Annotated in this window: 11 protein-coding genes; all 11 read right to left on the bottom strand. The window is 48.3% G+C overall.

What is annotated here, in order from left to right; translation table 11 throughout:
- Positions 1-25 precede the first annotated feature (25 nt).
- Positions 26-2,077: an extracellular solute-binding protein gene (locus DXA36_RS15665; protein ID WP_118680494.1), complete on the bottom strand. Its 2,052-nt coding sequence runs from the start codon at positions 2,075-2,077 to the stop codon at positions 26-28.
- Between the two features lie 391 nt (positions 2,078-2,468).
- Positions 2,469-3,398 carry a helix-turn-helix domain-containing protein gene (locus DXA36_RS15660; RefSeq protein ID WP_118680454.1) on the bottom strand — a complete coding sequence of 310 codons (930 nt, stop codon included), beginning with the start codon at positions 3,396-3,398 and terminating at the stop codon, positions 2,469-2,471.
- A gap of 155 nt (positions 3,399-3,553) precedes the next feature.
- Positions 3,554-4,669, bottom strand: coding sequence for a sensor histidine kinase (locus DXA36_RS15655; RefSeq protein ID WP_118680453.1), 1,116 nt, complete (start codon positions 4,667-4,669; stop codon positions 3,554-3,556).
- Positions 4,656-5,363: a VanR-ABDEGLN family response regulator transcription factor gene (vanR, locus tag DXA36_RS15650; RefSeq protein ID WP_118680452.1), complete on the bottom strand. Its 708-nt coding sequence runs from the start codon at positions 5,361-5,363 to the stop codon at positions 4,656-4,658. The genes DXA36_RS15655 and vanR overlap by 14 nt, the downstream gene beginning before the upstream one ends.
- Positions 5,364-5,840: 477 nt before the next feature.
- Positions 5,841-6,389, bottom strand: a complete 549-nt coding sequence (locus DXA36_RS15645) for a DUF6144 family protein (RefSeq protein WP_118680451.1) — start codon at positions 6,387-6,389, stop codon at positions 5,841-5,843.
- A 158-nt stretch (positions 6,390-6,547) separates the two neighbouring features.
- Positions 6,548-7,381 (bottom strand): AraC family transcriptional regulator, encoded by an 834-nt coding sequence (locus tag DXA36_RS15640; RefSeq protein ID WP_118680493.1) that lies wholly within the window; start codon positions 7,379-7,381, stop codon positions 6,548-6,550.
- A 73-nt stretch (positions 7,382-7,454) separates the two neighbouring features.
- The gene (locus tag DXA36_RS15635) at positions 7,455-7,967 is read right to left on the bottom strand and encodes a GNAT family N-acetyltransferase (protein ID WP_118680450.1); all 513 of its coding nucleotides are present in this window, start codon (positions 7,965-7,967) and stop codon (positions 7,455-7,457) included.
- A 44-nt stretch (positions 7,968-8,011) separates the two neighbouring features.
- Positions 8,012-9,103, bottom strand: a complete 1,092-nt coding sequence (locus tag DXA36_RS15630) for an ethanolamine utilization protein EutH (RefSeq protein WP_118680449.1) — start codon at positions 9,101-9,103, stop codon at positions 8,012-8,014.
- Between the two features lie 73 nt (positions 9,104-9,176).
- Entirely contained in the window at positions 9,177-10,451 is a 1,275-nt protein-coding gene (locus tag DXA36_RS15625; protein ID WP_118680448.1) for an aminopeptidase P N-terminal domain-containing protein, read from the bottom strand.
- Positions 10,452-10,522: 71 nt separating this feature from the next.
- Positions 10,523-13,171, bottom strand: coding sequence for a DUF5695 domain-containing protein (locus DXA36_RS15620; protein WP_118680447.1), 2,649 nt, complete (start codon positions 13,169-13,171; stop codon positions 10,523-10,525).
- Positions 13,172-13,175: 4 nt separating this feature from the next.
- Positions 13,176-14,072, bottom strand: coding sequence for a carbohydrate ABC transporter permease (locus tag DXA36_RS15615; protein ID WP_118680446.1), 897 nt, complete (start codon positions 14,070-14,072; stop codon positions 13,176-13,178).
- Between the last annotated feature and the right edge of the window lie 17 nt (positions 14,073-14,089).

The raw sequence follows: 14,089 nt of genomic DNA, 5'->3' as shown, positions 1-14,089 counted from the left end.
TAAGTCCTTTCTATCTTTCCTATTTTCACATTTGTTCATTGATATAAAGAGTGACGCGGTTTTGCATTTTTTCGGCCGCTTCCTGCGCGCTGCTTGCTCCTGAAAAATATTCCTGCGCTTCGGTTAATACCAGATTTTCCAGAATCTGGTTGCCATTCGCCACATAATCTGCGCTGCTTAAAAGCATTTTTGTAAGCTCTGCATCCTCTTTTGTTGCCTTTCCCTTTTCATAAAGCCATTTCCATGTGGATTTTCCGTCAATTGCAGCCTGCATTACCGTTTCAAAGGCCCCCTTATGGATAGGAAGCATAGTGCATGACTTCTGGTGTTCCTCTGACAGTAATGTCCTGACAAATTCCCATGCCCCCTCTTTCTTCTGACTGGCCGAAGATATTCCTATCCTTACTTCGGGTATGAGCGCTTGGTACCCGCCGCTGCCGCCTGGAAGACCGAGCACTTCCAAATTCCCATGATAATAGTCTCTATATTGGGTAATATGGTAAATACTGAGTACCGCCTGATAAGCCGCCGCATAGGTGTCACTTAACTCTTCGCCGGCGCTGTTTTGGCTTTTATTCTGGATTTCTCCGGCTAATTCCAGCAATTTTATGAACGCAGGGGAATCAAAAGAACATTTTCCTGAAGTCCAGTCCACAAAGCTGTCGTCCGCCCGAAGCATGACTTTGAGAAAAAATGCACCTGACAGATTGCTTATGGAATCTGCCCCGTAAGTGTTCAGGACCTCCTCCAGATTCGGAAGCGTCCATCCGGTACTGCCGCTTATGATGTCTGCATCAGCCAACATTGTCGATATCCCCGCCCCGTCCGTAATATAAGGCAATTTCCCGTCAATGCTTATCGCTTGAAAAACATTTTCAAAATAATCGTCCATATGGATGTCCGGATCCTTCTCCATATACGGATAAAGATCTTCCAGCAGCCCTTTCTTGTGATAAACCGGAACCGATAAATCACTCATATCCAAAATGTCCGGCATATCGCCTGAAATAATCCGTGTGTTAAGGTTTATAACAGCGTTGTTCCATTCTTCATCGGACACGTTTTGCTCATACGGAAAATATTCCGTCAGTTCAACTTTATACTTACTGTTTGTTTTATTAAAGTCAGAAACGGCCTGAACGACCCCCGGACCTGCCGATAAACTCACCATACTGAGGACGGTGCGTTCATCCTCCCCCTGAGAGAGGACTGCCATCTCATACGAAAATGTCCCCGTCTGATCGGGGGAAGCCGCTAAGACCATCAAGCGTCCATCGGAAAGCTCACCCAAATGAATATCCGATGTGCCAAGTCCCATATCTGACCAGTTGAAAACATGCTTGCCTTCCTGTACCCCTGCAGAATAGCGATACAGACTGGAGGAATCAAAACGATAAAAATTACTGTCGGTCCCTCCGTACAGCCCCGCTGTTGTTCCCAGATTAATCGTGTCCTTATTCCAGTCCCTGCTTTTCATATCCACAGTGAGCAGATTATAATCCATCCGTCCTACGCAAACGCCAATCTGTCCTTCTGCTGTCGTTATTGTAGTCAAAAGATTTCCCTCGTTATGAAGAGAAAACAAAAACTGTCCGCTGCTGTCAAACAGATATGCTGATGTACTTCCGCTTTTTTCTGCTATGCAGATATTTCCCTCTGCATCTATACTCAGAAACAAATTTCGGACGGCCCCGGAAATGGCAGAAGGCTCCAGTATCTCCGTCAAAGCAACGGATTGTACGGCCTTCCCGCTTTCATCAAATTTGTTAAGACGATAACTGCCTGCATGATCTGTGCAAATCGTCCATATATTGCCTGTTGAATCAAATGCAAAGTCAAGAAGCGAGACGGAGTCATCCACTTCTATCGGCTGCTTTTGAAAATCCCCGCCGTCTGCTGCCATAGATGCCAGATAAGAGGCACCGTTTTCCTCTATACAGCATATATAAGCTGTATCATCTTTTATCAGAAGCCTTGAAATACCTGTTACTGCATCAGGGACAGCAAAGTAAGCGGCAACGTAGGATGTATCGTTCTCTTCGGTATCGGCCTGCTTTCCGCAGGCTGTTGCACCCATAAGCAGGATTGCCAAACCCAGGGCTGTAAAGCTATGTCGTATTATGTTTTTTTTCAATATTTTACCTCCTGCTATTCCTGATAAGCCCCTCCGGCGTTAGCTGCCAGACAAAAAGAGCAAACACTTTCCTACGCAGTCTGCGTCTTTGCATACAGCGCAACGGGCAATCACAGTTTCCCATTTTTCCATTCCCCTTTCATAAAAATTGCCCGTTCCTTCAGGCATTTTCAGAATACCACTGAGGAAAGGGCAATGTTTTAATTTCGTATAAGAGTTTTTCTAATAAACGGCAAATATTTTCCTAAGAAATCATTAAGACATAGTTATTGGATTTTCTTATAAAATCAGCACAATCCGTCTGCCACATAAAAGGCAACCATTTTTGTCATTCTTAGCTTTTCTTTTTCAGCGGCAGGGGCTTGACCCAAATTTCCATACAAGCCATACCCTCTGAGTCACGATAATACTTTTCTGCGGAGAAAGGCTCCGTGGTTAAATTGTGGCGGGGCAGCCATATACCAAATAAATATTTGCCGGCCTGATCCAAAGCAACCGTTACCAAATCCTCAAAATTTTCTGCTTCGACTCTGCAAACAAGGTATTCTCCCGCCGAGAGTTCTTTCTTAACAAAACCATTCTGAAGCCGATCCGGAATAGTTTGAACAAGGCCACCTGCAAAATAAGTGAAAAGATTTTGTGCCGTATCTTCCGTATGGGACATTCCCATTTCTACAGTAGTATTTAAATTGGCGGCGATTGAAGCCTTCTCCATGTGATAGCGTTTCCAAAGCTGTCCCGGCACATCCGCACCTGTGCTTTCACCAACCGGAATTTGTTCAGAAATGCGGACTTCCGTTTCCAGACCAAGGTAAATTTCCGGTTTTTCCAACATCGTTCTCTGGATTTCCAAGACGATATTTCCTGTCACCAGCGGAACCCCTTCGTCTATCAAAACGTAATTCATAGCAACTTCCGGTTTTTCGAATGTGTTGAGCATTGGTAAATTTCCCCTGTAGTCTTCGGGTGTGATCCCATACGTTTCCTTGAAAGCCCGCGTAAAATTCGCGTGACTTGAAAATCCATAGTCCAGGGCAATGTCAAGAATCTTCTGTTCCGTACTTTTCAGATTCTCGATCACTGTTGCCAGACGACGGAGTTTTACATATTCCTGAACCGGTTTATTTACCAGCCGCTTGAACAAGCGCTGAAAATAGAATGGAGACAAACCGACGGTGTTTGCCAGCTCCTCCGTCGAGATTTCTCCTGTCAGGTGTTCCTCGATATAAGTCAAGGATTGTTCGATTGCTTCCCATGCGTGCATTGCGGCACCTCCTATATTTGATGTTCACAGCTATGAGCAAACCAATGCTTGGCTCATCCCTATGATGCTCACATCATACCACGTTATTTTTTAACTGGCTTTTCCCACAATGCCCTTTTGTACCGCTGATTGAAAATTTAGAAGGTTATCATTCTTCAGGAGCTTTTTGATGGAATCTCAATGATAAAAGATGTATGCCCGTTGCTGCTCTCAGCCCTTATCTGACCGCCATGTAAGGATACAATATCTTTTGCAATAGCAAGTCCCAGGCCGGATCCTCCGGTTTCACTTTGTCTTGCACGATTTAAACGATAAAATTTATCAAAAATCAGGCACAGCTTATCCTCCGGTATCTCCCCGCTGTTCTCAAATGCAATGACCGTCTTATCTGGAAATTCCCTTGCCGATACCGATATAATACTATTTTCAGCACTGTATGATATGGCGTTTTTCAGAATATTATTAAATACTCTGGCTAACTTTTCAGAATCACCATAAACAGATATCTCCTCCTCCACATGATTTTCAATATGTTTGTTACAGGCCTTCAGCTGTGGATACAATTCCTCTGCGATCTGTACAAGCATATAATAAAGGTCAATTTTGGTCTTTTGAAGTGGAGCCTGATCCGAATGACTGCGGATAATCTCAAAAAATTCATTAACCAGTGTTTTAAGACGGTTAGCTTTTTCCCATGCGGTGTGTATATATTTCGATTTTTTCCCGTCGGGCATATCAGGGTTTTCATCCAAAAGACTCAAATATCCGATTACAGAGGTCAAAGGGGTCTTTATGTCGTGAGCCAGATATACGACAAGATCGTTCTTTTGCTGCTCTGCTCTTCTGATTTCAACTTCTCTTGCTTCAAGCGTCTGTTTAACATAAATTAATTTATGTTCTACCGTTTCTAATTCCGGAGACAAGGAAATCACCCCTCCATCCTCCATGAGCTTATCAATCCCCGATACTACTTCATCAAAATATTTTTTATAGGAATATAAAAGCATACGGAACAGCAAAAACACAAAAATAATAATTACAATTGTAAGAAGATACTGCATATTATTTGTTACTGCTCTGAAATATACGAGATCCGCTTCCTTTTCACTTATAGAAAAACTCCGCGCAATCCATCTGACAATAGCATCCGCCAAATGTCCCCTGGTCAGCAGACGCAGGAAAAATACGGCCGCGACTGCTCCCACTGTAATCCATCCACCTCTTATAAACGTAACAAGGCTAAGCTTTGAATATTTTCTAAATCTTTTCAATTTTATACCCAATCCCCCATACGGTTTTTATATATCTAGGGTTTTCACCAGTATCTTTCATTTTTTCACGGAGATGGCGAATATGCACGGTAATCGTATTATTGCTCTTGGTATAATATTCTTCCTGCCAAACTTCATGAAATAAATCCTCCGACCGAATTACGCTGCCCATATTCTCTAAAAGAATCCTTAAGATCGAAAATTCCGTAGGAGTAAGTGACAGACTTTTTCCATCAAGCTGGCATTCATAGGTTTTCAGATTCATGACCAGCCCGGCATATTTAAAAATTTTCTCTGATCCCGAAATAACGGAATTCACATTATATTTCTTATATCTGCGCAGCTGGGCTTTTACTCTCGCCATCAACTCAAGCGGAAGAAAAGGCTTGGTAATATAATCATCTGCCCCGAGTGTAAATCCGGTAAGCTTGTCTATCTCTCCATCCTTTGCGGTAAGAAAGAGTACCGGATATGTGTATTCCTTATTTCGTATAGTCTGACATAAAGAAAGGCCGCTTATATCCGGAAGCATAATATCCAAAATAGCCAGGTCGAATTCCATACTATTGATACAAACAAGAGCATCTTCACCAGAATAAAATTTATATACATCCATATCTTCATTTTGAAGGTATAGTTCAATCAAATCCGCAATCTCTTTCTCATCATCAACAACCAGTATTTTTTCGTTCACAGCATGGCTCTCCTTTTCCTTTACCTTTTCCTCTTAAATTATATTGGGTCTATATTAGCAATGTATTATTTTTTGATAACAATTTTATTAATTATTTCCTAAGATATAGTCTGTAACTTTCTTCGCATTATGTGCTATCTGCATTAAATAATAATTATATACGGCCAATCGGGCAATCATTCTCTCCATTGGTATTTTCTATTCTTCCTATGTAGTATTATAAAAATCCCGTATATGGCATATTAAGTTTTCATCTATTCCTATGAATCTGTTTCTTTGAAATTGTTGTCCGATCCGGACAGAAATATTGAGTTAGATATTTGATTGAAATTATGAAAATGTGAAAATACAAAGCAATTACAAAGTTGATATCGTCGGGCTGCGGCAGATAGTCTTTTACACATCACAAGCGGGCATCTGTGTAACCTTCAGACAGGTCTGAACCGTTACCTGTCTGACTCTTTACCGTCCTCTTATTTACTTCCATAACGGGTCATGAAGGCTAATTTTCATCAGGCATCGGTCATTCCCCATCTTTATACTTTTCAGCAGCTTTACATCGGCTTTGCAGGCAAACGCCTTTTCGAAAAGGACTTTGCTGTAGCCGGCCGTACACTGGCACCATGTATTTGTCTCCAATTGTTCCACATCCGCCAGCATGGGGCAGGGACAAAAAGAAAACTGTAAAAAAAGCTCCCCGTCTTTGCAGAATAGCCCGGCCGACTTTGCTTTCTCTGTATCCGCAAATTCTTCGATATTTGATGCTGCTGCCTTAAGTTCCTTAACAAGAGCCAGTTTTTCTTCCATTCCGTACCCGCATTGGCAGTTCATGCGTATCTTCTTTACCGTATCGCAGTCAAACCGGTTTTCCAGGCGGTGCATTGCAGATGCCACCCACGCCGGATCGCTTTCCTTTGCAGCAGACTGATCCTTACCGTATACAACCTCTCTTGCTATATCTGCGCTGCTTTCCGCTTCCACGGATTTATAAATTACATTTTCCTGGATTTTTCTAATATCAAACATCGTTTTTCTCCCATCCTTTTATCCTTCTGGTACTACGTCGGCCGTTCTTCCTGCGGGCAATAAATATAAGGAACGCACAGGTTTTGCCGGAACCTTCTGTATTAACCCTTCTCTATTATAGAAAGAAAGCCATCCCGCCGGCTTCTGAATTCTTGCTGTTATTGGATGGGGATACATAAATCCATTGTAACCGTATGGTTATCCCGGTCAATACGGCGATACCTGTTTATTCCATACCGCCGTGACATGCGATATCCGCTGTGAGGCAGCCAGACAGTAAAAATCCCCTGTAAGGTTTCATAGATATCTTTGATTTCCCCGTCGAAACGGTACACAATCCATCTGCCGCCTTTTATCCGCATAACAGGCTCCAAACCGCAGCCCTGTTCGACCGTCATACAAATATCACAGATACATTGTGTCGGACCGGTGACAGCCGGATCGTGGAAAAAGCGCTCTGCCAGGATTGTTTTCTCATTTATGTACGCTTTGTATTTATCCAGAAACCGGTACCAGTTTTTTTCCAAATCTGCATATGTTCCGATATAGCGCTCATATAGCACAAAAAGATCATCAAATTCCCGGATTTCGATTCGGGAAGCATATTCCTCAGCCGTTTTAAAAGAAACAATCCGCTCCGGGGCAAAGGGAACAGACGTGCATTGAGTGGGTATGGACTGCCGGAACGCCGTGGGGGACGCAGCGTGGTGTTTTTTGAATACGGAGCTGTAATTGGAAGAACTATAGCCGTAATCCAAACCAATATCCGTAATCGCTTTGTCCGGATTTATTTTCATGTCTACTGCACTTTGGTCAATCTTACAGCGTTTTAGGAACGCATAAACGGATTCGCCGGTTTCTTCCTTGAATATCCGGCTGAAATGGTATTTTGATATATAAAAGTGATCCGCAACCGCATCAAGCGATAAATCCTCCTCTAAATGTTCCATAATATAGTCAATGCTTTCATTCACGAGTTTTTTCCTGTCCATAGCACGGCTCACCTCCTTCCCTATCATACACCAACCCGGGCCTTTTCCCTTCCGGTATTTTCACCCTTTCTTGTCACAGGTTCCCATATTCCTCTCTTAGTATGGAATAGCACAGAGTATCCCCTTTGTCACGGGCATGTCTGCGCAGCCTGCCCTCCAAAGTAAAGCCGCATGTTTCCAGCACATGGGCACTTATAGGATTGGAGGAATGGACCCATGCCGAGATTACCGATAAACCAAGTATACGAAAGCCGCAGTCCAGCATACCTCTGACCGCTTCCGATGCATACCCCCGGTTCCTGTATTCTGCCGCTATGGCATATTCCAGTTCTTTATATCCTTCATACCGGCCCATATCGTTTAATCCGATTATGCCGATCAGTAAAGAATCCTCTTTTCTGCAGACAGCCTTCATTTCCTTATTCTTTATCCATATATCCAGTATCTCCCCGCACTCCTCAACGGAGGTATAGAAACCGATACCGCTCCGCCGCAGCTGCGGGTCCTGGCAGATTGCAAACAGCCCGGGCGCGTCCGATTTCTGCCACTCTCTTATAAGCAGCCGTTCTGTCTCTATCCGTTCCATTCCGTCCTCCCGTCCTTCTTACTTTTTTCCTTACCTGTATCGTATCACACTTCCGTCTTGTTTGCCGTCCCTTTTTTCTTCCCCGTAAAAAACAGGGCCGCCGGAATCGATACAAATGCGCCCGACAGCTTGGCAAGAAACAGGGCGGGAAGCATATCGGGCGCTTCGCTCACCGTAAATCCCAGGTGTGCCGCAAGCATGGAAGCGGCGCTGACAAGGAATGCCGCATTGACCACCTTCCCTCTTCTGTCCATATGCTTCAGCATAGTGATTGCCGGTATGGCGCTGACAATTCCTATCAGGAAGCCGGCTATGCTCATGCTGTTCATGCCGCATTTTTTTCCCAGCCACAAAAGGGGCCTGTGCAGGATGCGGGTCAGAAGCTCCGCCATCGGGAGGCTGCCCAGCATGACAATGCCGATGGATGCCACCACAGACAGCGCATCCTCCAGAGGCGTCATGCCGGGAAGGAGAGTGGACCCGGTCAGGGAAGCCACCGCGGCAAGCACCAGCCCGGCAGTAATGAGGATCTGGATCCCGGAGGCAAAAAGGGTGAAGCCCTTTATCATAATCGCCGGAGCCTTTTTCAGACCGATGAGCAGCAGGAGGGAAAACAGCAGAATCGGAAGATTCTGATGCAGAATGCGCAGAACCGGCAGGCCGCAGGCCAGGCCTCCCGTCAGAAGCGAAACCGGCATCACCATAAGACCAATCATAATCCCTTCCGCAAAAAGCGGCTTATCCTCCGCCGTCACCAGCTCCATCCCCACCGGAACGGTGAACACCACCGTACAGCCGAATACTGCCGAGATAACGATCCCTGCATACTGCCCCATAAGAGGGTCACGGGCCAGGCTGCAGGCCAGCTGATAGCCGCCCATATCGATAGCCAGCATTCCTCCGAACACGGCCGGATCCACTCCGAGCAGACCAAAAACAGGGATGATCCCTTTTCCCAGCGTCTGTGCCAGCACCGGCGTCAGGCAGATCATCCCTGCCATGGAAAGCGCAGTCGGGCCCAGGAAAAAAAAGCCCTCCTCAAATTTCTTTCCATACCCCTTCGGGCTTCCGAACATCCTGTCAACACCGCCCAGCACGACACCTGCCGCCATAATCCCCAGGATTATCCGATTCATATCATTCCTCCCAGTACTCCATCCAGCCAAAAACGCTGCCGACTTGTTTTGCGAAGCAAAATGCGCCCCGTCTTTACAAGACTCCGGCCACGCTCACCAGCCCCTTTTTCATGGTTTCCTCGATAGCCTCCACCGTACGGGGGGTGACGGCGGAAAGGTTCTCACAGCCGTTTTCCGTCACCAGGCAGTTGTCCTCCAGCCGGAAGCCTATGCCCCATTCCTCATGGTAAATGCCAATATCCACGCAGAAAACCATCCCGGGCGCCGTTTCCTCCACGGCAAAATCCACGGTATCATGTACATCATAGCCCACATGATGCGCTCCCCCGTGCCACATATATGTACCGATATCCTCCGTACGGGAAAGGACACCCGCTTCCTTGAGCATCTTTGCATTATAAGCCCGGATCGTTTTGTCCACATCCGCCATCTTCATGCCAGGCCCGATGACAGCAAACATATAGTCCGAAGTCCGTAACGCGCACTCGTACAGAAGCCGCTGCTTTTCCCCGAATTTTCCGTTGCAGGGCCAGCCTCTGGAAACATCGTTCATCAGGTTGTCATACCAGGCTCCCACGTCGTTGAGCATCATGTCCCCATCCAGTGCCTGCCCTTTGTACTGGTAATAATGGATGCAGAAATTATTCCTGCCTGCGGAAATAATGGAGGGGAAAGCCGGTCCCTGGGGGCCGTGCTGTCCCAGCGCGTAATCGAATTCCGCTTTATACTGGTATTCATACATCCCCGGCCGGGATGCCTTCATCATGGCTACAATCCCGTCTCTTGTGATTTTTTCCGCTTCCCGCATGGCCGCTATTTCACAGGGCTGCTTGATCGTGCGCAGGCTGCGGATGAGGATGTTCGCATTTTCCATCCTTAAATATGGGTATTCCTCCCTCACGGCTGCCGCAAGCCGCTGTGCCGGGCTATCCCTGTCCGTGGGGGATACCCTGAATAAATCCAGGTACAGATACGCATAATCCCCGCTCACCGCCCAGGCATGCATCTGCTGCGCAAACTGTCCGTTCTCCCGGATATCCGTGATCCCCGACAGCTCCGCCACCTGTTCCGGCTTCAGGCGTTCTCCCGTCCACCGCTCCTGCAGGGGATCCGGAGGCAGGATAAACACACATTCCTCCACCTTTCCCCCCGCATCCTTCCTGGCCGCCAGCACAAACTCCCTGCTGTCCAGACCGGTCAGATACAGAAAATTGCGATCCGTATAAAACGGGTAATCTTCATCGTTTGTCTTTCTGACCTGCGTCCCTGAAAAAAGAACGAGAAGGGAATTTTCCTTCATCTTTTCATAAAGCCTTTTCCGGTTTCCGCTGTGAAATGTCCTGTCCATATCCTCTCCCGTCCGCGCGCCTGAAGGCGCGCTTTTTACTACAGTTCAGACAAGTCTGAACGTCACTCTTTTTACCCGTTTCCCCCAACCCGTATCAATGTGAGCTGTCCGTTCCCGGGACGCCCTGTCCACGGTTCATATTCCCGGATCGTCTCACCGCTTTCTTCCGTCCGGTAATCCCCCATAGCTTCCGTCCGTATCGTTATGTTTCCTCCGGCGTTTTCCTCACAAAACCGCAGTGTGATCCGTTCTCCGTTCCCTGCGAACAGAATGCTGCCGGTATCCGCCAGCCGCAGTCCCTCCAGCTCCACATGGACTTTTCCGTCCTTTCCCAGGAAATGGAAACGCCTGCCCACACCATCCCTGCAGTCCAGCAGATACCCGTCCTCCTGCTTTGTCAGCGCCGCGCCGTAGGCTGTCATGCCGAAAAGGGGATCCTCCGCAAGCACCGCAGCCGCGCCGCGGATGCCGCCGCAAAAACCCAGATCGATCTCACAGGAATAATACCAGGCACCTCCCATACAGGGCTGCTCCAGCCAGGTTTTATGGCCGTACAGCGGCTCAAAGCCCCCGCAGGCACAGCCGTCGTTCTCTTTTCCCGGGAACCACCAGCCGTAATTGCTTTCTTCATCCCCGCTGTTTAAAAGCGCCCAGGAACTTAGCAAAGAACCATAGGCTAACCGCAGAATCCCAAAGGGATCCTGTGCGTGGTAGCAGGCGTAATCCAGCAGCGCCCAGCCGCCCATCTGGGACATATAGCTGAGGGTGTAATGCATGTTGTTGCCCCGGTAATCGCTTCCGTACCAGAAATAGGCCGGCTCCAGCAGCCCGCGGCAGGCCACGTTGCAGGCGATCTGGTTTTCCATGAAAGCCGCCGCTTTTTCATAAGATATCTCTTTCCGGAAGGGATCGCCGCTTCGTTCAAAGGAGGCCAGGCGGAGCGCTTCCTTCGCCAGGATGTGGGTGGATTCAAAGCCGGTGGTATCAAAGGGATATTCCGATCCGAAGATATCCCTGCATTCCTGGGCAAACCAGGCCGCCTTGCGCTCCCAATGGCCGGCGAGGCGGCCCGCCTCAAACGTACAGCCTTCCCTGTCCAGCGCTTTTGCAATGCGGGGAATGACCAGCTCATTATAGAGTCCGGTCTTATAAGCGGACCAGCCGTCCAGCTCCTCCGGCACCTGAAACATAGCCAGCGCCGTCCTGTAGGCCCTGAGCAGATAGGTTTTTCCCGGAAGCCTGGTCGTAATATGAGGATACAGCCTGGCTGTTTCATACATATTATAATACAGGAGCGCGATATGGGGATAATCATAAATCCGCCACAGGTGCGTCCTGCCCTTATTTCCCGGATCCGGGGAATTGCGCAGGGTATGCCAGTCCGGTATTCCGTAGATGCCATAGGGATACGGCTCCTCCTCCGTCTGCTGCAGCCCGCCCCAGACAAAATAACGGATATAGTCCTCCAGCGCATCCACCTGCTCCTGGACCGGGGCCACCGTCTGCTTGGAGGACAGGAAGGCCGGTTTGGAAAGGCCCGGATCGTCACAGCTCACCTCATAAATGCGCCAGCCCCGGATCCGGTCATAATTATCCGGGGTCAGCTCCACCCCCGTTTCATTGTTCCATTCCGCAAACAGCCCCCGGTACCATTTGTCCGCCTCCCGTACCTGATGTCTGGTCAGAAAAGAGGCCCTTTTTTCCAGCAGGGTACGGATCGGCTCCGTGATGAAATAATACAGATGCGTCCTGCGCCCCTTGCAGGAAATGCAGATATCCCGTTCTCCCAGACCGGAAAAATCCAGGGTATAAAAATACCGCCCCTCCTCCCGGCGCAGCAGCCGGATATTCACATCGCCGCAGTCCGCCGTTACCTCAGGCTCCTGCATGCAGGACAGGCACAGGGATACCGAAAGGTCCCGGGGCACCGTGTAACCGGGAATGCTTTCCGCCTGCACCTGCCCTCTCTCCGCAAGTTGTCTGCCACAGTCCGCATAATCCCGGGCAAAAAAGAAATCACAGGCCGTTTTCCAGCGTTCTTTCCCCATCAGCGTATAGCCGCTGCAGGGGATCCGAAGCCTGGCTCCTTTTTCTTCCGCCGTCCTGCCCGCAAAGCCATTGAGCGGATACACGGTAACCGTATCCTTTTCCTGGACCTGCCTGTGTGCATGCTCCGGACAGTCGTAGTAAATCCACCGGCTGTCCCCGGCAGGAAGCACCGTCAGCACAGGCCCGTTTCCGTCACAGCGGTAATAAGTGGCATGGGAACCATGCTCCGCAATAAAATAATGGCCGATCACTTCCCCTGACGCGTCCTTCCCCCATCCGAAATCCGTATGACAGGCAAAGGTGATTCCGAAATCCTCCAGCTCTATGGGGAATTCCGTCCGATTCTCCACAGTCAGCTCCTGGTGCAGGGTATTTCCCCGGAGGCAATAATCCACGGAAACCGACAGACATTCGTTTTCCGTACAGCAGCGGTAATACAAATCCCTGCCTCTTCTTTTCACCCCTTCCTCCTTAAGCGTCCCGGAAGACAGCGGTTTCCAGGCGGTTCTTTTCCCGTCCGCCACATAAGTCAGGCCCAGCTTCCCAAAGCCCTGTTTTTCATTGATGTATTCGGTCCGCCTTCCATCCCTGACCGCACCGGCGGAATAAAGGATTCCGTCCTTTACCTGAAAACGGCAGATACCGTTTGCCAGATCATATTGTTTTCCCATACTGTCATCCTTTCACCGCACCGATTGTGATGCCGCCGACAAAATATTTTTGTAAAAAAGGGTAAATACAGACGATTGGAATCGTCACAATCATAGTCGTTGCCGCCCTGATGGAGGACGTTGTCAGATTCTTCATGAAAGCGTACTGCTTTTGTTCGCTCAGAAGCCTTGACGCCTGTTCCGATTCCAGCAGTATCTTACGCAGATATACCTGCAGGGTATCCCATTTGCCGCTGGAATTATAAAGCATGACATCAAACCAGGAATTCCAGTGGCCGACCGCAAGCATGACGGCAATCGCTGCGATTACCGGCTTGCACAGAGGCAGGATAACCTTAAAATAAATCATCAGCTCGCTGGCCCCGTCCAGACGGGCGCTTTCCGCAAGGGAATCCGGAAGGCCCTGGATGAAGGAAGCGATAAGGATCATATAATAAGCGCTGAACAGTGTGGGCAGCCAGTATACGGTGAAGGTTTCCGTCAGCCCCAGCTGGGTGTACAGCAGATAGGTGGGGATCAGGCCGCCGCCGAAATACATAGTGATGACAAATACAAGCCGCATAAAATTCCGTCCCACGAAATGACGGATCGTTGTCACATAGGCTAAAAGCCCCGTAAAGAAAATGGTAAGCGCCGTACCTGCGCCGGCCCTCAGCACGGATACCACAGCGCCTTTTCCGATGCTGCTGCGTTTGAATATGTAGGTATAATTATCCAGCGTAAACGCCCGGGGCCAGAATGATAACCCTCCCTTAACCGTATCCGATCCTTCGTTGAAGGAGATAACCAGTTGGTTCCAGAACGGATATATCATAACAAAAGCAAACAGCAGCATAAACAGCACATTGCATACATCAAAGATTTTGGACGCCGTACTCGTTTTGATTCGGTTCGTTTTCATAATCCTGTCGCCCCTTC

This window comes from Eisenbergiella sp. OF01-20 (genome assembly GCF_003478085.1).
Lineage (GTDB): Bacteria > Bacillota > Clostridia > Lachnospirales > Lachnospiraceae > Eisenbergiella.
Note: the sequence above shows the minus strand (reverse complement) of the source record. Positions and strands in the feature narration are given on the sequence as shown.